The sequence below is a fragment of the Providencia sp. wls1916 genome, from assembly GCF_009706585.1.
Classification (GTDB): Bacteria; Pseudomonadota; Gammaproteobacteria; order Enterobacterales; family Enterobacteriaceae; genus Providencia; species Providencia lanzhouensis.
The window spans coordinates 73,348-97,312 of sequence record NZ_WLUL01000003.1; the positions used below are offsets into that span (position 1 = coordinate 73,348).

The 23,965-nt window shown below is 43.5% G+C and carries 23 protein-coding genes; 9 read left to right on the forward strand and 14 right to left on the reverse strand.

The genetic code is table 11. The features are described from left to right. Positions 1-3: 3 nt before the first annotated feature. On the reverse strand, positions 4-3,774 hold the full coding sequence (gene tamB / locus GKR61_RS00975) for an autotransporter assembly complex protein TamB (protein ID WP_154639486.1): 3,771 nt from the start codon (positions 3,772-3,774) through the stop codon (positions 4-6). Next, entirely contained in the window at positions 3,771-5,513 is a 1,743-nt protein-coding gene (gene tamA / locus GKR61_RS00980) for an autotransporter assembly complex protein TamA (RefSeq protein ID WP_036948997.1), read from the reverse strand. Before tamA ends, tamB begins: the two co-directional genes overlap by 4 nt. 133 nt (positions 5,514-5,646) lie before the next feature. Between tamA and msrA the strand changes: the two genes are divergently transcribed. After that, the gene (msrA, locus tag GKR61_RS00985) at positions 5,647-6,276 is read left to right on the forward strand and encodes a peptide-methionine (S)-S-oxide reductase MsrA (RefSeq protein ID WP_108478817.1); all 630 of its coding nucleotides are present in this window, start codon (positions 5,647-5,649) and stop codon (positions 6,274-6,276) included. 167 nt (positions 6,277-6,443) lie between these two features. After that, entirely contained in the window at positions 6,444-7,799 is a 1,356-nt protein-coding gene (locus tag GKR61_RS00990; protein WP_036948991.1) for a hemolysin family protein, read from the forward strand. 89 nt (positions 7,800-7,888) lie between these two features. On the opposite strand, the gene GKR61_RS00995 is transcribed toward GKR61_RS00990, so the two are convergent. Then, positions 7,889-8,095: a DUF1107 domain-containing protein gene (locus tag GKR61_RS00995; RefSeq protein ID WP_036948988.1), complete on the reverse strand. Its 207-nt coding sequence runs from the start codon at positions 8,093-8,095 to the stop codon at positions 7,889-7,891. A gap of 290 nt (positions 8,096-8,385) precedes the next feature. Here GKR61_RS00995 and GKR61_RS01000 point away from each other — a divergent pair, with 290 nt between their 5' ends. Further along, complete coding sequence (locus GKR61_RS01000) at positions 8,386-8,949, forward strand: YtfJ family protein (protein ID WP_154599709.1); 564 nt, start codon at positions 8,386-8,388, stop codon at positions 8,947-8,949. A gap of 239 nt (positions 8,950-9,188) precedes the next feature. On the opposite strand, the gene qseC is transcribed toward GKR61_RS01000, so the two are convergent. Both qseC and qseB read right to left on the reverse strand, forming a co-directional pair. Further along, complete coding sequence (qseC, locus tag GKR61_RS01005; RefSeq protein ID WP_154639487.1) at positions 9,189-10,541, reverse strand: quorum sensing histidine kinase QseC; 1,353 nt, start codon at positions 10,539-10,541, stop codon at positions 9,189-9,191. Beyond that, positions 10,538-11,200, reverse strand: coding sequence for a quorum sensing response regulator transcription factor QseB (qseB, locus tag GKR61_RS01010; protein ID WP_036948983.1), 663 nt, complete (start codon positions 11,198-11,200; stop codon positions 10,538-10,540). Before qseB ends, qseC begins: the two co-directional genes overlap by 4 nt. 177 nt (positions 11,201-11,377) lie before the next feature. On the opposite strand from qseB, the gene GKR61_RS01015 reads away from it, so the two are divergent. From GKR61_RS01015 to mqo, 4 genes are all read left to right on the forward strand, one after another. Further along, positions 11,378-11,791, forward strand: a complete 414-nt coding sequence (locus GKR61_RS01015; protein ID WP_036948980.1) for a YgiW/YdeI family stress tolerance OB fold protein — start codon at positions 11,378-11,380, stop codon at positions 11,789-11,791. A gap of 118 nt (positions 11,792-11,909) precedes the next feature. Then, on the forward strand, positions 11,910-12,503 hold the full coding sequence (locus GKR61_RS01020; protein WP_036948977.1) for an NUDIX domain-containing protein: 594 nt from the start codon (positions 11,910-11,912) through the stop codon (positions 12,501-12,503). A 488-nt stretch (positions 12,504-12,991) separates the two neighbouring features. Further along, positions 12,992-13,381, forward strand: a complete 390-nt coding sequence (locus GKR61_RS01025; protein WP_036948974.1) for a cupin domain-containing protein — start codon at positions 12,992-12,994, stop codon at positions 13,379-13,381. An 8-nt stretch (positions 13,382-13,389) separates the two neighbouring features. Then, a complete protein-coding gene (gene mqo, locus GKR61_RS01030) occupies positions 13,390-14,883 on the forward strand; it encodes a malate dehydrogenase (quinone) (RefSeq protein ID WP_036948971.1) in 1,494 nt (497 codons plus the stop codon). A 79-nt stretch (positions 14,884-14,962) separates the two neighbouring features. Here the strand turns inward: mqo and cysQ are convergent, their stop codons facing one another. Then, the gene (cysQ, locus tag GKR61_RS01035; RefSeq protein ID WP_154599710.1) at positions 14,963-15,697 is read right to left on the reverse strand and encodes a 3'(2'),5'-bisphosphate nucleotidase CysQ; all 735 of its coding nucleotides are present in this window, start codon (positions 15,695-15,697) and stop codon (positions 14,963-14,965) included. Between the two features lie 136 nt (positions 15,698-15,833). Further along, the gene (locus tag GKR61_RS01040) at positions 15,834-16,454 is read right to left on the reverse strand and encodes a peptidylprolyl isomerase (RefSeq protein WP_036949262.1); all 621 of its coding nucleotides are present in this window, start codon (positions 16,452-16,454) and stop codon (positions 15,834-15,836) included. 207 nt (positions 16,455-16,661) lie between these two features. Between GKR61_RS01040 and GKR61_RS01045 the strand changes: the two genes are divergently transcribed. Further along, positions 16,662-17,273 carry a LysM-like peptidoglycan-binding domain-containing protein gene (locus tag GKR61_RS01045; RefSeq protein ID WP_154599711.1) on the forward strand — a complete coding sequence of 204 codons (612 nt, stop codon included), beginning with the start codon at positions 16,662-16,664 and terminating at the stop codon, positions 17,271-17,273. Positions 17,274-17,442: 169 nt separating this feature from the next. Beyond that, positions 17,443-18,207 carry a CDP-diacylglycerol diphosphatase gene (locus GKR61_RS01050; protein WP_154639488.1) on the forward strand — a complete coding sequence of 255 codons (765 nt, stop codon included), beginning with the start codon at positions 17,443-17,445 and terminating at the stop codon, positions 18,205-18,207. Between the two features lie 93 nt (positions 18,208-18,300). On the opposite strand, the gene rplI is transcribed toward GKR61_RS01050, so the two are convergent. The 7 genes from rplI to nsrR form a co-directional block, all read right to left on the reverse strand. Beyond that, positions 18,301-18,750, reverse strand: coding sequence for a 50S ribosomal protein L9 (gene rplI / locus GKR61_RS01055; protein WP_036948960.1), 450 nt, complete (start codon positions 18,748-18,750; stop codon positions 18,301-18,303). A 38-nt stretch (positions 18,751-18,788) separates the two neighbouring features. Beyond that, positions 18,789-19,016 carry a 30S ribosomal protein S18 gene (rpsR, locus tag GKR61_RS01060; RefSeq protein ID WP_000135199.1) on the reverse strand — a complete coding sequence of 76 codons (228 nt, stop codon included), beginning with the start codon at positions 19,014-19,016 and terminating at the stop codon, positions 18,789-18,791. 4 nt (positions 19,017-19,020) lie between these two features. Beyond that, positions 19,021-19,338, reverse strand: a complete 318-nt coding sequence (priB, locus tag GKR61_RS01065) for a primosomal replication protein N (RefSeq protein ID WP_036948958.1) — start codon at positions 19,336-19,338, stop codon at positions 19,021-19,023. Between the two features lie 8 nt (positions 19,339-19,346). After that, the gene (gene rpsF, locus GKR61_RS01070) at positions 19,347-19,742 is read right to left on the reverse strand and encodes a 30S ribosomal protein S6 (protein WP_006657979.1); all 396 of its coding nucleotides are present in this window, start codon (positions 19,740-19,742) and stop codon (positions 19,347-19,349) included. 165 nt (positions 19,743-19,907) lie between these two features. Next, positions 19,908-20,645: a 23S rRNA (guanosine(2251)-2'-O)-methyltransferase RlmB gene (gene rlmB, locus GKR61_RS01075; RefSeq protein WP_036948954.1), complete on the reverse strand. Its 738-nt coding sequence runs from the start codon at positions 20,643-20,645 to the stop codon at positions 19,908-19,910. Between the two features lie 83 nt (positions 20,646-20,728). Continuing rightward, positions 20,729-23,209 (reverse strand): ribonuclease R, encoded by a 2,481-nt coding sequence (gene rnr / locus GKR61_RS01080; protein ID WP_154599712.1) that lies wholly within the window; start codon positions 23,207-23,209, stop codon positions 20,729-20,731. Positions 23,210-23,250: 41 nt separating this feature from the next. After that, entirely contained in the window at positions 23,251-23,673 is a 423-nt protein-coding gene (gene nsrR, locus GKR61_RS01085) for a nitric oxide-sensing transcriptional repressor NsrR (protein ID WP_272537325.1), read from the reverse strand. Between the last annotated feature and the right edge of the window lie 292 nt (positions 23,674-23,965).

Sequence of the window (23,965 nt, forward strand, 5' to 3'; positions counted from 1 at the left end):
ATATTAAAACTCGAATTGATAAAGCAGGTCCAAAGCCTGATTAACGCCAGAGACTGCTTCTAAAAACAGTTTCGGCATGACCCTATAGCGTAAAGTGAGCGTCGCTAAAGAATCAAATATGCCAACTCCATACTTAACTTGCAAGTCGTTCGTAATTTTCCCACTCACAACCACTTTCGAACTGTCACCCACACCTTGGGTATCGACGGCTAAATCTGATACACCAAATGTTTCACCAATTTTACCCACCAGCTGACCGCTTTGTGCAACGCCCAATCCAATCAGCATTGAAGTCATTTGTGATCCATTCGCATCCCCGCTATCGATCCCTTCCCCTCTTAACAGATAGGAAAGCGCCTCTTGCTGGGTTTTTGCGGGCTCAGAGAATATCTCAACTTTTGGTTTATCGGCAAGTCCTGTGACCTTCACACCGGCAATCACATCATCGGCCGTGTTTTCAGGATTACGAATTGCTTCTAAATTTAAGAACGGTTGATCAGCAGGTCCCGAGAATTGAATCAGCCCTTTACGCACTATCAAGTCTTGCCCATAAGCGCGGAAACGTCCTGATGGAATATCTACCTGGCCATTTAAGCTTAATCCTTGTTTATCCTGAGCAACTTTTAATAACCCAGTTAACCGAGCTTTTAATCCGAATGCATCCAGACGTACATCGTTGCCAATATTAATATTCAAATTGGTTTGGATTGGGATCGATTGCTGTTTCGGATTGATCGGTTTTAGCTGGTCATCCAGCATCACCACATCCGAAGACGCACTCACCGCAGATTCAGGTAATTCTTGCACCGTAATACGCGCCCATGGAATAGTGACGCTACCATTTAAGGTCAGCAATTTCGGTGACGCTTCCAGAATCAAATCTGGCTGCACATCAATTTTGATCATTGGCGGCAGAGAAACTCGTAAGTTATTCCCTCTCGCCAGTACTTTAGCTCGCCATGCATCAATGTTGCGCCAATCCGCATCACCATCAATATTTAGGTAACCCTCTGGCGTTTTGATCTGCCCAGTCATGACTGAACTGGTGCCATTAAAGTTAATCGCTAATTGGCTATTTTGAATATCAAACGGGATCAACCCAGACTTCACTTCTAATCCAGATAATGTGACATTACCGTTCATTAGCGGGTTATGCGCCGAACCACCGACACGTAGATTTGCATTCAGGTTTCCATTCGCAATATCTTTTTCGCCAAGTAACGGTTTAATTAAACCTAATGTAATGGCGTTAATTTCAATGTTGCCGGAGAGTAAGCGCTTTCTTTCGAGGTCAGAAATTTGCACATTACCTTTAAATTGGCCGTTGTCTGCAATCTTCAACAACCAATTCAGATCCGCCCGACCATTCTTCATACCCGCATTTAATGTCAGCGTATCAAACGCGATAGGTAAACGTGCACCATCAATAAACTGAACGACTTTGACCCCATCACCGCTCAAGTCAACTTTCACTTGCGGTAGGCTACCATCCGCTTTCCAGATGGCATTTGCACGCCCGGTGAATACCCCATTTACGCGAGTATCACTTGGCATAAACGGTTTGATCATCGCAAGGTCAAAACGTTCTAATACAATATCAGCGCTACCACTTTTACCCGCTTTAACCGGCTTCGGTACACACACGCGAGCATTCGGGTTGACCCAGCAATGGCTACCAATGACCACTTCTTGCGTGGTGTTATTGTAGTTCAAGGACATGGCTTGATTCAGGCGCCATTCCCCAACCTCAGTATCAAATAAGGTATTGCTTAAGTTACCTTTCCACACTTGTGTTTGGCGATCAAAGCCCCCAGCTAGCGCGAGCTGTCCAGAAACGGGTTTCCCTGTCACATTCAGTTTTAACGTATGCTGTTTTTCAGTCCCTTTAGCATCTAGCGTTAGGTTACTAATGGCTAAATCCGCTTGGCGCAATCCACGCACCACCACAGATAAATCACCTTTGATTTGGTCACCCGTTGCCACATTACCTTTAATGGTGGTGGTCTCAACAGTTAAATCTTGCCATCTCACGCCACGCGCCGTTAAATCCGCCAGTGCTTGTGGGGCTTGTAAATCACCACGAAGTTTTAAATCCCCGATGATCACACCGCCTAGTCCAGGCACTAATCCATTCAACGCTGGAGCATTAATTTTGGCATCAAGGTTCCATTTATCCGCTAAAGAGCCCTTCACATTCACACTGTTTTTGCCCAGCAAGAGATTAAAATCTGGGATATTCCATTGCCCTGCGGCATTTCCTTTAGCTTGCCCACGCGCCTTTAAGATGTGTTGTTTAACATTACCATCTAAGGTGATTTCAGGGATCTCTAACTGCCAGCTTCCACCATATAGGCTGCCTCGCGTGGCAATTTTCCCTTCAACTTTCGCTGGCCATTCTGGATATTGCTTCGCTGTATTAATACCTGATAACGTCAGCACCATATTCCAGCTAATAGCTTTACTCCAATCCGCCACCCCTGATAGGTCTGCATTACCTTGCAGCGCAGATAAGCGTAAACGGGTTAAATCAATTTTTTCCTCGTTCCCTTTCGCATCTAATAATAACTTAGATGGCGGTAGGTCTTGTCCCGTGATGGCTGAACGTAATGAAAGGTCATAGCTAGAAGGGCGACCATTTAATCGTAAGCGAGTGTCATCAAGCTTATATTGGCTTTCTCCCACCAGCGGCCAAGTTAATTTTTTGCTTTCTAAAGTCAACTCAATCGGAAAATCTGCCTGCGCTAAATCGGTCTGAGCTTCTAGTGTCGCCGTAATTGGACCATTCAGATTCAATGCCAGCATCAGCTCATCCATCAGCCCACCTTTAAGCGTTAAATCGACTTTCTGTCCATTTAAATCTTCAAGGCGGCTTTCACCAATAACGGATAGCGCGACTGGCCATTTTTCTTGCAAAGAAATCGATCCAGAAACCGCAACATTACCTTGCGGTGCATCGACTTTTAGCTGCTTTAATAAAACATTCTGCCCTTCATTTTCTAACTTCAAATTCAGGCTATTAATCGTAATGTCCGTGTCGCCTTTTAATTGGAAATTAGAGGCATTGATCCCCTCAACATTCAGGTCAACCGGTAGGATAATTTCAGGTAGCTCCGCTAATAGCGGCTTAGAAAATAACGTTTTAAGCTGATCACCAAGGGACGGCGGCTCACCTTCAGGCACGACGGGTTCAACTGGTTTTGGCGCTTCAGCCGGCTCACTAGGCGGTAAGCTTATAGCAAGGTTAATAATATCGGTTGGCGTGATTTCGATAGCTCTTTTTTGCCATGTGATCCCTGTGGCGAATTTGTCGAGATCAATCACAGTGCCATCGACATTAACATGAGTATCAACCAACGCTAATTGAGCCAAACGAATGGTTAGCGGTGCATTAAGTTCTGTTAGCGGCTCAGAAGGCGGAGTTTCTTCAGACGGCGGGAATTGGCTAGTATCCACATTCACCATCACGCTTTCTGTTGATAAATCATCAATGCAGACTTCACGGCTGGTCAGGCACTTTAAACGTAATGCAAGGTGGATTTTCTTCGCATCCACATCCACACCTGGCATTTGGTACTTCACGCCAGAGAGCGTTAAATCGTTAATATCACCATCAATGGAGCCAATAGTCAGTTCAGGTACAAAACGTGTGGCGGAGTTCAACGCAAAATGCAGACCCGATTTGGTACCCAAAACCCAATACAGCGCACCAACGACCAGAGCTAACAATAATAAAATGGTGATTGCAATCCACTTTAGCCATTTCATCCATTTCATAGTTCTGTCCCCAATCCGATGTAAAACTGAATTTTGTTATTATCTGGGTCACCAATAGGCTTGGCTAAATCAAATTTAATCGGTCCAACTGGAGAAACCCAACGGATCCCCACACCGGCGCCAGTTTTAAAATCACTATTTTTGAAATCGTCTACCGCTTCGCCACTATCAATAAAGGTGGCCCCCCACCAGTTACCCGTGAAATTATATTGATATTCGACGGATCCAACTGCCAGCTTAGATGCCCCGGTGAGCTTGCCGCTACTATCTTCTGGGGAGATTTTTTGATAACCATAACCACGGACACTACCGTCACCCCCTGCGAAGAAACGTAAGTCTGGCGGGACTTTGTCAAAGTTATTGGTTTCAATCCAACCAAGGTTTCCACGTACGACAAATCGATGTCCTTCCCATGGAGTACGGATCCACACATTCTTGGCTTGTAATACCAGGAAGTCGATATCCGAACCCCATATTTTATTGGAGTAATCGATAGAATAGCGCTGACTATCACCCCAGGTTGGCATCACTCCACCTTTTTGACGAATTCGGCTGACGTTTGCCCCCGGATAAAGCAACATCGTGGTGTTGGTCACATCCGCTTGGGTAAAGTTACTCAACATCCAGCGCATATTCACGCCATACTGCCAACCACTTGAATAATCCCAATTACGAGACACGTTCAGTGTGGTGGTATTCGATTGAGTATCGTTCAAATCCGTGCGTTTAAACCCACCTTGAATCGCATAATATTGCTCTAGAGGGTTTGCTTTGAGTGGAATTTTATAGCTGGCATCAATCAGCTGTTCCGGCTGAGAGAGACTAATGCTGGAGGTTAAACTTTGTCCCCGTGAGTTAATCCACGGCTTGTTCCATATCGCTTTTACGCGAGGCCCCACATCGGTCGCGTAACCACCACCCAACTCAAGGAAATTTTGCGCTCTTGGGATCATGACCCCTTCCATGGGTAATAGATCCGTATGCTCCTCACGAGCTTTTTGAATATTCGGCGTGACTAGCGCAGAGTTGAACCATCCTGTTGATGCTAAACGTTGGTTATATTCTGCAAGCTGTTCTGACGTGTAATATTCCCCTTCTTTAAAAGGAGAAAGGTTTTCGAGGTAATCCTTGCGAATTTGCGAGCCTTCAAAGGTTAATTTACCAAAACGGTAGCGTTCACCACTGTTAAAATCAAAATCCCAATAAGCAGCATGATGATCAACAGAAATGCCTAGCTGGCTTTTTTCCATCATGGCATCGAAATACCCTTTACGGATAGCTAGGCTGCTAAATTTACCTTTGAAGTCTTCATAGTCACCATCATTTTGGATGATGCCATATTTTGGCGTGCTTTTTTTCAGCATCTTGGCGTAATCAGGGTCTGTTTTCGCTCCCCCTTCTAACACCACATTGACACCTTGTAGAAGAATAGGCTCCCCCGGAGAAACCTTGGCCGTCAAAATTGAACGTGCTGGCGGGGTTTTCTCTTCATAGCTAAATTCTACTGTAGGTTCATAATATCCCAGTGGTTTTAACCCTTCACGAATCGCTTTTTCTACTCGAGCACGAAAACGTCCATTTGCAACGACTTCATCTTGTGAAATATTAGAAAGCTGAATACGGACATTCTGGTTGAGTTGCCCTTCAAGCCCTTCAATATTAAGGCGTAGATTCGCAGCAAATACCGCTGGTACCGCCGTTGTTAGGCATACTACACAAAGGGTAAGATATTTCGACACGCCTGCTCCTAGGGTGATAGACAATTTGGCTTATTATTCAACAACGACTTATTTTGAGTAAAATAGACCACTGACACAAGTTTTTATCCCAATTTTTACTTTATTTCTATACAGATTGTATTTAGGAATCGTTATGACTTTTAATCAATTTCAGTCCGATAATGAATTTCAAGCACTTCCGGGACGTCACTCGTCAATGGCGTTGTCACCTTACCATGCAGTGACCCATCATTCGATTGAGATTATTCCTAAGAATATGGAAATTGCTTATTTTGCAATGGGTTGCTTCTGGGGTGTGGAACGATTATTTTGGCAACAAACGGGAATTTATACGACATCCGCAGGTTACAGCGGTGGTCTCACACCGAATCCAACCTATGAAGAAGTGTGTACCGGATTAACCGGACATACTGAAATCGTTCGCGTGGTTTTTGACCCTGAAATCATTTCATTTTCTCAGCTGCTAACGCTATTTTGGGAAAATCACGACCCAGCCCAAGGCATGCGCCAAGGTAATGATATTGGTACCCAATATCGCTCCGCGATTTACACCGTGTCAGATGAACAGTATCAACTGGCGATGCAAACCCGCGAAGCTTACCAACTGGCGATGGCTGAAAAACAAGATAACCGCCCGATCACCACCGAAATTCGACCACTCGAAACCTTCTATTTTGCGGAAGATTATCACCAGCAATATCTGTATAAAAATCCCAACGGCTATTGTGGGCTTGGTGGCATTGGGGTCTGTCTTCCATCTTGAATGACATTATAATGACGAATATATAGCCAGATAAAATAGGCTAGTGCTATACTTAGCGCGATACCCCACCGCGCTAAGGCGCTAATTAATATTGAAATGGAATACCCTTACATTGCCTTTAGGATTTCAAGAAGTGACAATTCACTACCTAGAGGGTTGGATAATTTATGCTAAACAGTTTACTCATCGTTCTTTTATTATGTGCAATCAGCGCATTTTTTTCGCTGTCCGAAATTTCATTGGCAGCTTCTCGCCGTATTAAATTGAAGTTAATGGCCGACGAAGGCAATATTAACGCCGCTCGCGTTCTCAAACTACAAGAAATGCCGGGCATGTTCTTCACCGTTGTACAAATTGGCTTAAACGCCGTCGCGATTTTGGCTGGTATTGTGGGTGAATCTGCATTCTCTCCTGCATTGCAAGAGCTATTCATTAAATTCTTATCCCCTACATGGGCACAGCAAGCCGCTTCTATTGTGTCATTTACCATCGTAACCAGCTTATTTATTCTGGTGGCTGACTTAACACCAAAACGTATTGGAATGGTAAAACCTGAAGCTATCGCTATACGCATCGTTAATCCAATGCGTTTCTGCTTAGTGGTTTTAAGCCCGCTCGTATGGTTCTTTAATGGCTTAGCGAACTTAATTTTTAAACTCTTCAAATTACCCACTGCGCGTAATGAAGACATTACTTCTGATGATATCTTTGCTGTTGTTGAAGCGGGCGCTGTCGCTGGGGTGCTGCGTAAACAAGAGCACGAACTTATTGAAAATGTGTTTGAACTTGAGTCCCGTACCGTTCCATCTGCGATGACACCACGAGAAAACATCATTTTCTTTGATAAAGACGAATCTGAAGAGAGCATCAAACACAAAATCTCTACTCAGCCACATTCGAAGTTTTTAGTTTGTGCAGGGGATATCGACCATGTGATTGGTTATGTAGATTCCAAAGAGCTCCTCAACCGCGTATTAAATGGTCAAAGCCTGAGCTTACGTGACGGTGTACATATCCAAAACACATTAATGCTTCCAGATACCTTATCCTTGTCTGATACCTTAGAAGCCTTTAAAAATAGTGGCGTCGATTTTGCCGTTATCCTGAACGAATATGCCTTAGTGATGGGAGTTATTACCATCAATGACGTGATGATCACCTTAATGGGTGACTTGATTGGTCCGGGGCAAGAAGAGCAAATTATTACCCGTGATGAAAATTCATGGTTGGTTGATGGGGGAACGCCAATTGAGGATGTTCAACGTATCCTTGATATCGACGAATTCCCAGATTTCAGCAACTACGAAACCATCGCAGGCTTTATGATGTATCGCTTGAGAAAGATGCCGAAACGCACTGATTATGTGAAATATGCGGGCTACAAATTTGAAGTGGTCGATATTGATAACTACAAGATTGATCAACTGCTGGTCACGCGTATCACGAATACACCGTCCGCGGTTGTCGTTCAGCCAGGTACTGCGGGTAGTGAAGATACGTCACATACTCAAAATAACCACTGATAGCCAATATGAACACGCCACTGTCAGTGGCGTTGTTATTAAGGCGCTTGAAGGTTGTTAGCCTAATACTTAGCTGGCTAATAGCTTGTTTAGCCCAACTCAGCTCGCAGTAATACCACTTGCTTGTTCACTTCATTCATTACATTGTAATGCGTTTTATCAGTCACTTTTGGCGGTAAAATCTTCCCATTATTGAATTCGAAAGCCCCAAAATCCTTAATGTAGAGCCTACCTCTGAATAGTGTTTTCACGTATAGAGCAATTTTCGATGGGTTATAATGCTTAAAAATTTTCATTAGAACTGATCTCCATGTTGTTCTGACGATACCTCACTGCATATCGTTCAATAATCATAGACTAGAAAATTTTGTTTTGGTTCGAAAATTGCAATTTTATTCAAAATGCTGACACAACATGACATTGCCAATATACTGTTAAATCATACTTAAACCTCATCTTTATGCTGAATTTTACGATTTTGTTAATTTTCATCTTGCCACTCATCCGATGAGCTATGCTATAACTAGCAGCACCAGAAATCCTCACCCTATACACAACAACGACAATGATTTCTAAAGGTACCTTTATGATAAAAAAACTGCTTTTATTAACCTGCTTGTTAGGTTTATCTTCGACGGGATTCGCGATTAATCTTCAATTAAATCAACCTGTCCCCGCCGTTACCGTCACAGATAAAGGCGAATTACAGTTAGATAATGCGGGAAAATTCAATTACCAACCGTGGAAGAGCCAGCAACTTTCCGGTAAAGTTCGCACCATTCAACACATTGCTGGACGCTCTTCAGCCAAAGAGCTTAATGCTCCGCTTATCGAAGCGATTAAACAAGCCAAATTCCCTCACGATAAATACCAAACCACCAGCATTATCAATACGGATGATTCAATTTTTGGTACCGGTGTATTTGTAAAAAACAGCGTGGAAGACAGCAAGAAAGAGTTTCCTTACTCCCAATTTATTGTTGATAGTGATGGTGTCGTGAAGAATGCATGGAGCCTTGCGCCAGACAGTTCCGCCATTATCATTCTCAACAAGCAAGGTAATGTCTTATTTTATAAAGATGGCGCACTAACGCCTCAAGAAATCAATAAAGCCATTAGCGTGATTGTCACCGAATTAGAAAAGCCGTAATTAGCAGAACCAGAGTTAGCAAAATCAACATTCAACAGATAAGAAAAGAGCCACTCCGGCTCTCATTATCATAAACATCATGTTTTCCTGAGCGTCGACTGACATTGACGCTCAGGAATTTGTTTTACTATCATGAGTTCCTGCTGAACATAACCGCAAAAGCACATCACAATAAGATTAAAATTCAGCGGATTATTCTGCAACAATCTCATTCAATATTGTGCATAAAATAGACTAAATTATGCATTCCAGCGAACAGTAACACAAAAGCCCCCTTCCGTGACATTATTAAACGTCACATGGAGATGGTGTAACTGAGCCACGCGTTTAACAATTGATAACCCTAAGCCACTGCCCGTTTTTTCTTGTCCCGGTGGTCGATAGAAACGCTCCCCTAAGCGCGCTAATACCTCAGAAGAAACCCCATCACCATCATCTTTCACTTCCAGATAGTGGCGATACAAATTGACTTCAACCTTACCGGCAGCCTTACCATAGCGGATAGCATTGTGAAGAAGATTTCTTAAGAGTACGGACAATAAAAGTTTCTGCCCTTTAAAAGGCGGCGGCGTTTCAATGATTGATATTTTCAACGTTACCTGATTTTGCCGAGCTTCCAGCTCGCTCTCTTTAACGGCTTGCTCAATTAATTCCTGCCAACTCACTTCGTTCACATCATCTAACTGATTAGAAGACTCTAAGCGGGATAAGGTTAATAGCTGATCCACTAGCCGAGTGGCTCGGTCAATCCCTTCTGAAAGATTAGCCACTGCATGTTGGCGAATCGCCTCGTCACTTCCAGCAATTTGCACCACTTCGGTTTGGACTTTCAGTGCAGCAAGAGGACTACGCAGTTCATGGGCAGCATCAGAGGTAAATTGCCGTTCACGAACAAACATGTGGTTTATTTTGTCGAATAATCCGTTCAGGGAATCTAGGATTGGCTTTGCTTCACTAGGAATTGTCGGCACCATCACTGGGCTCAGCTCATCCGGTTTTCTCTGCCGTAGCTGTTTAGCCACATCCCGCAGGGGTTTTAATGCTCGAGTGAGCAACCATAAAAATACGATTAACATTATCGGCAGCGCCACCAGCCACGGTATGAGCTGGGAAAACATAATGCTATTAGCCATACTTTGGCGGTATTCCCATTCTTGCCCTACTGCAATAATATATTGATTATCAATAGATTTAAGCCAAACAAAGCGCCACTCATCATCACTACCTTTGAGTGTTCCCTCGATGAATCCTTCACGCGTAAATTGAAACTCGATTTTACGTCCGTTGTCCCCATCATTGAGCACCATTTCTCCACTCGGAGTAAAAATCGCAAACGCCAACGCGTCATCGTCTTGGCTTCCACGATTTTTTCGCAATAACTTTTTGGTTTTACTCAATGATGCTTGAGGCAAGTCGATATCCGTCGGTAACACAGATAAGCGCTTTGCAAATACCATTTGTTGAGTATCAAACAATTCGTTAATGGTTTTATAGGTTTGATACCACGCCAATGAGCTAGCAATTCCCCACGTCATTACCGCGAGGAGCAATAACATCAAAGTCAATTTGAGCCTTAAGCTGAACGTTTTCATGCTTCATCACCCAGTCGATAACCAACACCATGAACAGTTTGAATAAACTTACTGCCTAATTTACGGCGTAAGTGGTGAATATGAACTTCAACCGAGTTACTAGAGACTTCTTCATCCCAGTTATACAGCTTTTCTTCTATCGCACTACGGGACAGCACTTTTTTCGGGTTATGCAAAAATAATGATAATAGCGCCAGCTCCTTACCCTTCAACTGCACAGGATTTCCTTGATAAGTGACCGTCATCGCTAAAGGATCCATCTCCACGTCACCATGAACCAAAGTGGGTGATAGCTGCCCACTGCGCCGACGGATCAACGCTTGCAAACGTGCTGCAACCTCCGCAAGCGCAAACGGCTTACACAGATAATCATCAGCCCCTTGCTGTAACCCATTCACTCGTTGCTCAAGGGCATCCCGCGCCGTCAGAATCAAAACAGGCTCATCACGCCCTTGCTTACGCCAGAACTTCAAAATATCCATACCATCAATATGCGGAAGTGATAAATCCAGCACAACAGCATCATAAGGGGCATCAAACAAAGCTTGTTGACCTTGTTTACCATCCATAAACCAATCAAGGGTAAACCCCAATTGTGTTAACCCTACTTTTAGACCATCGCCAATTAATCGATCATCTTCTATTAATAAAATACGCATACTCAACCTCCGCATCGAATATTGTTATATTTATCTTATTAAATTCATGATGACCAGTGGTGATTGTCCAAATTAAAAATATATTTAATTAATTTGAGTTCTTAAGATCCTGTTAAGATTTACTTGGTTAAATACATCCCATAGACCAAATTTCTGGTTACTTGTGGAGAAACAAAAATGAAAAAATTACCTTTAATCACCTTAATCGCTGCCCTTGCTACCGCCCCTGTTTTTGCTGCTACCGGTGGTTTTTCAGGTCCAGGTGAAGTCGCCAACACCACTAACACTGAAACCATGAAAACCCAAGAAGGCGGTTTTAACGGACCGAATGCAAGTGAAACAACGGTTGCAAAAGCCCTTGAATTATCTGACAACAGCTGGGTTGTTTTACGCGGTAATCTCGTTAAACAACTGGATAAAAAACATTACGAATTCACCGATGGCACAGGCACAATCACCGTTGAAATTAGCCAAAAACGCTTCAATGGAGTGAACGTCACGCCGAAAGATAAAATCGAAATTCGCGGTGAAGTTGATAAAGACTGGAACTCTAAAGAGATCGACGTTAAACAACTGCAAATCATCAAATAATCCATCTCGATAAAAAGCCAGTAATACAACCTTACTGGCTTTTTATTATTTACTGTCTATTTTCCCTTTCTATTTATAGTGCTAGATTAAATTTATCTTATCTCTGCGCGACTTATTTATGAAACAGCCTCAAGTTAGGAATATCAGCGAAAAATTACTGTCAGATAATTGGTACATTCTCAAAAAATATACCTATGAATTACAGCGACACGACGGTTCTTGGCAAAAACAAGAGCGTGAAGTGTATGACCGTGGCGATGGCGCTGTCATTTTGCTGTATAACACATCCAAAAATAGCATTATCTTGATCCGTCAATTCCGTATGCCAATGTACGTTTCTGGATATAAACAGTTGCTGATTGAAGCCGCTGCCGGACTACTTGAAGGTTCTTCCCCTGAAGCAAGAATTATTGCTGAAGCCGAAGAAGAGACTGGCTATAAAATTGATAATATCGAAAAGGTGTTTGAAGCCTTTATGAGCCCAGGCTCCGTCACGGAAAAGCTGCATTTTTACATTGCCCAATACAGTGATAAAGACCGCCAAAGTGATGGTGGCGGACTCGCTGATGAAGGTGAAGATATTGAGGTTATGGAATGGTCATTCCCTGATGCACTTGCCGCTATCAAAAATGGTGAAATCATGGATGGCAAAACCATTATGCTTATTCAACATCTCGCCTTAAGCGGAATTCTAAATCCAAAAAATAGTTAATTTTTAAAGGGTGAAAATAGCATTTTTACCCTTCTACTCTTAAACTATTTTATATAGTCATCATTAAACGATTTCTTTGCTATTTATTTTTCTATTCTCTTTCTTATTTTCATACTTTATTCTCTTATTTTTTATAAATTACAATTTATTACACTTTCCATTACCGAGCATCTAAACTCGATAATAAAAAGAATAAAATAGAGTTTATTCCATCAAAAAAGAATTATCTTTTATCGCTTTGATTTAAATTAAAAAAACATCAAATAAACCCATCCAAAAACAATCATCGATAAAATTAAAAAGTCTATTTTTTCAATAAAATACTTTCACTTAAAAATATTAACTTTGACCTTGCCATTAAAAAACTTTAGATTTAAAGACATCCTATTTTCTGAACTTCACTATTTTTCGTTAAGGTAAAAATCGAAACACTGAATATTATCTTAGTTATTAAGCAATATTATTCTTAAGTTAAGGAGCTAAATAAGATGATCCGTTGTATTCGTATGTGGACAGGTGAAGACGGTAACTCTCTGTTTGAAGAAGGCACCATTGAACTGAATGGTGTTGCTCGTGGAGATGACCAAAGCCCTGTCATTGCCGTCAGTGAGCTCACCTTCCGCGAAACCGTTTCAGGTGGCTCGTGGGATTGGCATAAAGACCCCGTTCCTCGCTATGTAATCACCCTCACTGGTACCTTAGAGTTCGAAACCAAAGATGGCTCCACATTTATTATCAAACCAGGTGACATTCTGCTTGCTCAAGACAACACCGGAACAGGACACAAATGGCGTCTGATTGGTGATGAGCCTTGGAGACGCGCTTATGTAGTGTATCAAGACGGTACAGACTTGTGTTTCACTCCGAATAAAAAATAGGGATTTCCATGACTAAACCCATTGCAGAAAATGTTGATATCGCACTAGTCGGTGCAGGGATCATGAGCGCCACGCTCGGCACTTTTCTTAAAGAGCTGGAGCCAAATCTCACTATCGCGGTATTCGAAAGATTAAATGATTGTGCCCAAGAGAGTTCCCATCCATGGAATAACGCGGGAACAGGTCACGCAGCAAACTGTGAAATGAACTATACCCCGCCAAACCCTGATGGCACGGTAGATATCAGCAAAGCCCTTGAAGTAAACACTGAATTTGACCTATCTCGCCAGCTATGGTCCTACTTAGTCACCAAAGGCAAAATCAAAAATCCACGGGACTTTATCCATCCTTGTCCACACATGAGCTTTGTCTCTGGTGCAGACAACATCAAGTTTTTACAACAACGTTTCCGTCAAATGTCTGCCCATCACTGTTACCATAATATGGAATACAGCGATGACCTAAAACAGATTGATGAGTGGGCGCCATTAGTGGTTGAAGGCCGTGATCCTAATGAAAAAATTGCGGTTACCCGTGTCGTTACTGGGGCTGACGTAGATTACGGTGCCTTAACCCACTTATTGATGGCGCAACTGAGCGAACAAAAAGGGTTTTCTCTTCACTATAAACATGAAGTGATTGATGTGACACAGACGCCTGATGGGCGCTGGAATGTGGAAGTGAAGAACCTTCTGACCCACGAAAAAACCATCACGTCCGCAAAATTTGTGTTTGTGGGAGCCGGTGGTCGCGCCATTGAATTACTGCAAAAATCCGGTATTCCGGAAGGTAAAGGCTATGGCGGATTCCCTGTGAGTGGAATTTGGTTGCGCTGTGACGATGAAAAAGTCGCTGCTCGCCACCACGCCAAAGTTTACGGAAAAGCCGATAAGGGCTCACCACCGATGTCTGTACCGCATTTAGATACCCGTATCATCGGCGGAAAACGCTCTTTACTGTTTGGACCGTATGCTGGTTTCTCGAGTAAGTTCCTAAAACATGGATCTTATTTGGATCTGTTTGATTCCATCAGACTGAACAATATTGAACCGATGCTTGCCATCGCGAAAGATGATTGGTCATTGGCTGAATATCTCGTGGGACAAGTGCTGCAAACGTCTGCCCATCAATTCTCTATGCTGCAAAAATTCTATCCTGATGCGCAGCGTGAAGATTGGAAAGAAGTGGTCGCGGGTCAACGCGTTCAGATCATTAAACCTGATCCGGTGAAAAAAGGCGTATTAGAGTTCGGTACTGAGCTGATTACGAGTGCAGATAAATCGTTCACCGTATTAATGGGTGCATCACCGGGCGCATCGACTGCTGCGTTTATCGCACTCAATGTACTGAAAACCTGCTTTGCAGATCAACTCTCTGCGGATGGTTGGGAAGCACGCCTGAAGACTATCATTCCAACTTATGGAATTGATTTAAAACAGGATGCAAAAGCATGTTTAGATATTCGTACTGCAACGGCTAAAGTGCTGCAATTAGATAACTAAACATTAAATCATATTGTTCAAGTCGGGGAAGTTGATCATTAGCTACCCGACTTTTTATTATCTTGCTATTTTCGCTATCTTAACGACATTCAAAACCGGGGTTCAAAAAAGACTCTCTCGGGGAATAATCCAGTGTATTTCCCTGCCAATCCACCACGCTTGCCCCTGCACCTAATGCCACTGCATGCCCTGCGGCTGTATCCCAGATATTGGTAGGCCCAAAACGAGGGTATAACTGTGCGCTACCTTCAGCCACTAAACAAAATTTTAGCGATGAACCTATCTCAGCTGTGCGATGTTCCGGAAGGTTAGCGAGATACGCCATCAATTGGGGGTCTTGATGAGAACGGCTGATCACCACCACAGGCGGCGTCGCAGCTTTGACGTGAATGCGCTGAACTTGTCCATGCTCTTCTTTCCACGCTTGAGAGCCTTCGGCGTAATACATCAAACCTTTTGCGGGTGCGAAAACCACCCCCATGACTGGAATGCCATTTTCAATTAACGCAATATTCACGGTGAAGTCACCATTGCGATTAATGAATTCTTTAGTTCCATCCAATGGGTCAATAAGCCAGTAACGTTGCCAATCACGACGTACAGACCATTCTGGTGGATCTTCTTCTGAAAGTTGAGGGATATCAGGTGATAAACCTGAAAGCCCCTTCTTGATGATTTGATGGGCAGCAATATCCGCAGCCGTGACAGGGGAATCATCTTGTTTATGTTCAACCCGCAATGGCGCATGCCCATTGTAGATTTTCATGATGGCATCACCCGCCTCTCGGGCAAGCGTACAAAGTTGTTGGCGCATTTTATTTCCCCTAATGACACTAAGCCTTTAAGAGTAACAAGAGCAGAATATTTACGCTAATAAAAAAGCCTCATTAGCTATACCAAAATGGCAAGCGAATGAGGCTATTATTCTTTTCTGTAAGTCAGTCAGAAAATTATAAAATTTCCAGTAACTCAACTTCGAAAACGAGGGTGCTGAATGGCGGAATGGATGCGCCAGCACCACGCTCACCGTAAGCTAATTCATGAGGAATGTATAATTCCCATTTTGAACCCACTGGCATTAATGTCAGTGCTTCAATCCAACCAGGGATCACGCCGCTTACTGGGAATTCTGCTGGCTGACCGCGCTGTACGGAACTGTCGAACACAGTACCGTCAATTAAACGACCGGTGTAATGAACGCGAACACGGTCAGAACGAGCTGGGATTGCGCCTTCACCTTGGTTGATCACAGAGAATTGCAAACCAGACTCAGTAGTCGATACGCCGTCTTTCTTCTGGTTTTCATCTAAGAATTTTTGACCTTCTGCAGCCAGTTCTTTTTGACGCTCTTGGCGAACTGCATCTGCACGCTCGTGCATTTCACGCAGTGCTTTATGCAGAGCTTCAACTGGAACTGATGGCATGTTGCCTTCTAAAGAATCAGTCAGACCCGCTAAAATTGCGTCTGGAACTAAACCTTCTAGTCCTGATTCTAATAATTGCTGTCCAATTTGTAGACCAATGCCATAGCTCGCTTGAGCTTCTACTGAATCAAAGTTTTGGTTTGCCATGAAAATACCCATTTCATTTTTGAGAAAAACCAAGGATAGCAGCCCCTTTCCTATGGGTAAACCTAAACCCGATAACGGAAGAATAAAACTGTCTAAATTATTCAGTGTTCTCCTAAATTAGTCTTCAACTTGTTAATTTACGCGTAAATAGTGCTAGTATGCGTTAAAACGTCTGTGATTAATTATTCCTCAAATATAGGAGGGGTCATGTTGAGACTATCCACTTTTCATCGCTATGGAATTGCTATTCTAGCGCTGATCGTTATTGCTGCCTTATTTTGGCCTGCTGGCGATAAATCTAATTCCACCCAAAATAATACAAGCAATGTGCCAAACCAACCTATCGTGATCCCACCGACTTCGCAGCCTAATCCAATCCCGGATACGGTGTTATCGCAACCAGAGCAACCGACAACCAACATCCCAGAGACATCACCGCCATTGCCAAGTGAGCCTGAAATTATTCAAGAGCCGCAAACATCTCAGCCGACACAGCAGCCAAGCACCAGCGTGCCATCACAGCCATCCACGCCACCAACCACTCGCCCGTCAGCTAATGAATGGCAGAATTATCGCGTTCAGAAAGGAAAAACATTGGCGCAGCTATTTCGTGATAATAACTTGCAGGCAAATGATGCCTTTATCATGGCAAAAGCTGAAGGCTCAGAAAAACCCCTTAGCAACTTGCAGCAAGGGCAGAAAATCCGATTGAAAGCCAATGGGAAAGGTGAAGTTCAACAGCTGGAAATTACAGCAACCAACGGTCAAACCTATAGCTTTACACGCTTAAGCGATGGTAGCTATTACCGAACACCTTAATTTATATTTTAACGTCGGGGATTTCATACAATACCCCGACCTTTCTTTTATTTTCAGAATAAAAATTCAATTGAGACGTTATTTGATGACATTTCTCACCATAAACTACATATAATCACTGTTCTTTATTACACTTAATAGTTAAACAGGGAAAAGAACAGGACAATCTATGCAGAAAAACAACAATACCTGCAAAAAGAAGCTCATTAAAATTATTGCCGCCGTAGTTTTACTCCTACTACTCAGTCTTATTGGCTATATTTCATGGATTAAATACCATGCAGATGGGCTGTGGAATATCATTAGCCAGCAGTGCATTGCTATCAATGATCCTGACCAGCGTAATCCATCTTGCATGAAAGTGGATTTAGACAATCGCTATGTACTCTTCAAAGATAAAAAAGGCCCGGTTCATAATTTGGTACTGCCAACCGATAAAGTCAGTGGTATCGAATCCCCTTTATTACTCGAAGATAATAGTCCGGATTACTTTACACTTGCCTGGAATGAACGTGAGAGTGTTAGCCCCGCGGGTCAACCCGTTATTAGCGATGATAAACTCGCTTTAGCGATTAATTCACAATATGGGCGTTCCCAAGATCAACTTCATATCCATATTGCTTGCCTAAAACCGCAGGTTATTGAGCTAGTTAACCAACATGCAGATGCGATTAAATCTGAGTGGCATGTTTTTCCAGTGGAATTGGAAGGGTATGAATATTGGGCGAAAAAGTTAGATAGCCAACAAAGCCCTTTCAAGCAGCTAAATGAATATGTTCAAGCACATAATGACAACATGGGGAACTATGGACTGGCGGTGACGGAGCTGAAAGATGGTTCGATGGTATTATTAGCGAATCGGATGGATGTTTGGCAGTTTAATTTAGGTAGTGCAGGAGAATTACTGGATTACCAATGTTCAGTTAATCAGTAAGTTTTAGATATGCTAGAAATAAAAAAACACCGGATTCCCGGTGTTTTTTTATTGTGCCACCGCGTTAACAGTGGCAACTATCATCATTATTGATTACTCAGCAACGATGATAACGTTCAGCTCTGCGAAAACATCGCTGTGTAACTGGAAGTGAACTTCGTGGTCACCAGTAGTACGCAGAACGCCGTTTGGCAGGCGAACTTCGCTTTTCGCAACTTTAACGCCAGCCGCAGTGATTGCGTCAGCGATGTCACGAGTACCGATTGAACCGAACAGTTTACCTTCGTCACCAGCTTTAGAAGCCAGAGTAACAGAACCCAGCGCAGTAACAGCTGCTGCACGAGCCTGTGCTGCTGCCAGAACGTCAGCTAATTTAGCTTCCAGTTCAGCGCGGCGAGCTTCGAAGAATTCAACGTTTTTCTTAGTTGCAGGAACAGCTTTGCCCTGTGGTACTAAGAAGTTACGAGCGTAGCCCGATTTAACGTTAACTTGGTCACCCAGGCTACCTAGGTTAGCTACTTTATCAAGCAGAATAACTTGCATTACCTTATCCTCTATTAGTCGTTAATGGACTGTACCAATTACTGATGACGATCAGTGTATGGTAACAGAGACAGGTAGCGAGCGCGCTTGATAGCACGAGCGAGCTGGCGTTGATATTTTGCACGAGTACCGGTGATACGGCTTGGTACAATTTTACCACTTTCAGTGATATAGTTTTTCAGCGTTGCGATATCTTTATAGTCGATCTCTTGAACGCCTTCCGCTGTGAAACGGCAGAACTTGCGACGACGGAAATAACGTGCCATATGGCTAGTCTCCAGAATCTATCAAATCAATCTGCTCGGCATGTAAGACTAATTTACTGATTCCATTACGTCCCTGATGGGTACTAATGAAACCTGTAACAGTAATCAGACTGCCGACCGTTATACTGTGAGTATGGGTTTGTAAGGCTTGTCCGCTGGCAATGACGGGCATTCTGCACCATGCTTGCCGTGACATTCCAGCTTCCTGTTGTCCAGAACGATGTTCTAAAACAAACTGGCAATGTGGAATGCCGGACGGACTCACTTTTCGAATCAATGCTTTACAGACTGTGCCTGTCAGCACTAGACGATTAGTGATCACCTGAGCAATTACTCTTCAGAATCCCCAGTTTCTTCTGCTTCTTCGTCTTGATAATCATCAGACATGTCACGGCCGCGACGTTCGTCTTTGGCTTTGACCATTGGAGAAGCTTCTGTTACTGCGTGTTTTAAGCGCATAACCATGCTGCGGATAACGGCATCGTTGAAGCGGAAGTTAGTTTCCAGCTCATCAATCGCTTCCTGTGGAGCTTCTACGTTCAGCAGAACATAGTGAGCTTTGTGCAGTTTGTTGATTGGGTAAGCCAGTTGACGACGGCCCCAGTCTTCCAGACGGTGAATCTGACCTTGTGCGTTAGTGATAACAGCACTGTAACGCTCGATCATGCCCGGAACCTGTTCGCTTTGGTCAGGATGGACCATAAAAACGATTTCGTAATGACGCATTAGTAGTTGCTCCTTACGGATTATTAGCCTCCTGTCTGGGTTAACCGCGGCCCGCGGAGGCAAGGAACTTGTTGAGTGCGGCTAAAAAATTGACGCGTAACTATACCCATCCCAGATAAAAAACTCAAGAGATGGGGACAAATTAAGCAAAAATTATTTTATGATTTATTTGGCAATGCGTTGACGTACTGCTTCAAACAGGCACACGCCCGTTGCCACAGAGACGTTCAGCGATGAAACTGAGCCCGCCATTGGGATGCTAATCAGCTCGTCGCAATGTTCGCGAGTCAAACGACGCATACCTTCACCTTCCGCGCCCATCACTAATGCGATAGCGCCAGTCAGTTTACTTTGATACAAGTTATGGTCAGCTTCGCCGGCGGTGCCGACAATCCACACATTGTACTCTTGCAGTAAACGTAAGGTTCTTGCCAAGTTAGTCACACGGATCAGCGGAACATTTTCCGCTGCACCACATGCCACTTTCTTCGCGGTTGCGTTCAATTGTGCGGATTTGTCTTTAGGAACAATCACTGCATGAACACCGGCTGCGTCTGCACTACGTAAACACGCACCTAAGTTATGTGGGTCAGTCACACCGTCGAGGATCAGTAAAAATGGCGATTCGGTGCTTTCCAGTAAATCTGGAAGATCCCCTTCTTGATACTGTTTACCGGCTAACACATTGGCGATAATCCCTTGGTGTACTGCACCTTCAGTTTGTGCGTCCATCCATTGGCGATTTGCCACTTGCACCACAATCCCCAACGCTTCGATTTCATGAACGATAGGCATCAGGCGGCGGTCTTCACGACCTTTTAAAATATAGACTTCTTTAATACGTTGCGGAGAACGCTCAAGCAGGGCTTTCACTGCGTGAATGCCATAAATAATTTCGCTCATAAATATCTTTTAGGTTGAGAACATTAAATAGGTGGAAAATCAAAAGGTGGCGATTGCCCGCCACCTTGTATCATGAAACGCGCTTATCCCTCTTGTTTTTGGGATTTTTTCGCCACGCGTTTTGCTTTTAACTTGGCACTGATTTTTTTGGTTTTATCGGACGGCTTTTTGCTTTTCGCTTTACCGTTTCCTTTACCTTCAGGTTTAGCTTCTTTGCTGTCTTTCTTGCCTTTTTTCTCTGAACGACGAAATGCAGAATCAGGTTCGAAGTTTTTTTCTTTGCTCACATCACCTTTTCGACGGGCTGAACGTGTCGCATTTTTAACTTCTTTCTTCATCTTATCCCGCGTGGTTTTGCCCGGGTTTTTCGCTTTTCGTGTCGTTGAAATTAAAGCAAAATCAATGGTGCGCTCATCCATATGTACCGCTTCTACACGGATTTCCACTTCATCGCCAAGGCGATAAGTTGTACCGGAAGATTCACCGATTAAGCGCTGTCCAACCGCGTCATAACGATAATAGTCGTTATCGAGGGTTGAGATATGCACTAAGCCATCAATGAATAGGTCATTTAAGCGAACAAAGAAACCGAAACCTGTCACGCTAGTGATAAGTCCAGTAAATACTTGTCCCACTTGGTCTTGCATGAAGTCACATTTTAACCAATCTGCGACGTCACGGGTAGCTTCATCGGCACGGCGCTCAGTCAGTGAGCAGTGCTCGCCCAATTGCAGCATGCTGTCCATATCGGAGTGCCATCCGCCCGTTTCCGTCCAGCGCTTATCGCCATGACCATGCTCTTTTGCCAGTAAGTATTTAATACCACGGTGCAAGCTTAAGTCAGGATAACGACGAATTGGCGAGGTAAAGTGCGCATACGATTTTAGACCTAAACCAAAGTGACCGCGGTTTTCTGGATCATAAATCGCTTGCTTCATTGAACGCAAAATCATGGTCTGCAATAGCTCATGGTCTGGGCGCTCAGCCACTTCGTTCATTACTTGGGCGTAATCTCTTGGCTCTGGCTTCATGCCACCCGGCAGTGTTAAACCTAACTCGCTGAATACTGAGCGTAAGTTCATAACGCTCTCTTCTTTCGGACGGTCATGCACACGGTATAGTGCAGGCTCTTCGTTTTTCTCAACAAATCGCGCCGCCGCAATATTAGCTAAAATCATGCACTCTTCAATTAATTTGTGTGCATCATTACGCTCTACAGGCTCAATACGCTCAATGCGACGTTCCGCATTGAAGATAAATTTGGCTTCTTCAGACTCAAACGAGATAGCGCCACGCTCAATACGTGCTGCATCTAACGCTTTGTATAATTGGTGTAAATGCTCGATATGAGGCACTAACGCTTTGTAATGCTCGCGTAGCTCTTCATCCCCTTGCAGCATTTTCCACACTTTGGTGTAGGTTAAACGCGCGTGGGAGCTCATCACCGCTTCATAGAATTTATATGAAGAAAGTTTTCCAGATGCCGAAACCGTCATTTCACATACCATACACAGACGATCTACGCCTGGGTTTAGTGAACATAATCCGTTAGACAGCACTTCCGGTAGCATTGGCACAACTTGGGATGGGAAGTAGACCGAGTTACCACGGCTATGGGCTTCCGTATCCAGTGCCGTTTGTGGGCGGACATAATAGCTCACATCCGCAATCGCCACCCATAAACGCCAACCGCCACCTTTTTTCGGTGCACAGTAAACGGCGTCATCGAAGTCACGAGCGTCTTCGCCATCGATGGTAACGAGTGGAAGATCGCGTAGATCCACACGCCCTTTCTTCGCAGCTTCAGGGACTGTTTCACTGTAATCAGCCACTTGCTTTGTCACTTGTGGCGGCCAAGAGTGCGGAATTTCATGAGTACGTAATGCGATTTCTACCGCCATACCCGTACCCATAGTCTCACCGAGTACTTCAATAATATTCCCAACAGCTTGAGAGCGGCGTTGTGGGCGAGTTTCTAATTCTACCACCACCACGTTACCCATACGGGCGCCACACTGTTTGTCTTTCGGAATTAAAATATCGAAACTTAAACGGCTATCATCAGGAACAACAAACCCCATTCCCGCTTCAATAAAATAGCGTCCAACAATTTGGTTATTGCGCGGCTCTAATACACGTACAACACGCACTTCAGTACGCCCTTTACGGTCTTGACCATAAGGTTGAGCCAAAATCACATCGCCATGTAAAGCGCGCTTCATCTCATCTTGAGATAAGTAGTAATCTTCTTTTTTACCTTCGACACGCAAGAAACCATAACCATCACGGTGACCAATAACTTTACCTTTTAATAGGTCAATACGCTCTGGTAATGCATAACATTTGCGGCGAGTGAAAACTAACTGTCCATCACGTTCCATCGCACGTAAGCGACGACGCAATGCTTCCAATTCATCTTCCGTAGAGAGGTTGAGTAGCTGTGCAATTTCTTCACGGTTTGCAGGTGCTGTGCGCTTAGATAAGAGATCTAAAATAAACTCTCTACTCGGAATTGGGGATTCGTATTTTTCTGCTTCTCTTTCCTGAAAAGGATCGTTTGACATTGTTACCTCCATTGTCATCAGAGTGATAAATTACTGAGACATTAATCGAGCAGTAATTGATACAGCGGACTATTATCTTTGACCATGTCCGCTAGCGTATATTGGTCTAGTTCTTGTAAAAATTGGTGTATCGCCTTTTGCAATACACCTTTTAGGCGGCAAGCGGGCGTAATATGGCAAAATTCGCCACTACAATTGACTAGAGTGAGTGGTTCTAATGCGCGGACAACATCACCGATCCGAATGGATTCCGCCGGTTGACCCAGTGCGATCCCGCCATTTTTACCACGGGTGGCTTTTACATAGCCAAGGTGGCTTAGCTGATTAATAATTTTAACCATGTGATTACGAGAAACACCATACACTTCAGTGACTTGTGTAATACTCGTCATTTGCCCTTTTTCTAGGGCGGCTAAATAAATTAGGGCGCGTAACCCATAATCAGTAAAACTTGTCAGCTGCACAATCACCTCAAAAATTTTTGGTACTACAGTATGTAGTGAAATACTTATCTGCCATTTTCGTTATATTTGTTTTTTTGGCTACCATCTAACGGTCAATTTGAACGATTTTCTACAGTATATCGCCTTAGTTTTAGTCTAGCCCATCCTTGCCCGTAAAGATGCTTACAATGGCACATAATGTTCAACTTGATGGATATTATCTGAAAATTTTAGCGTTTTATCAAAAAGGAATTCATCGGAAGGAAAATGGGAGAGATAAAAAAACAGCGCTCAGTGAGCGCTGTTCTGTCTA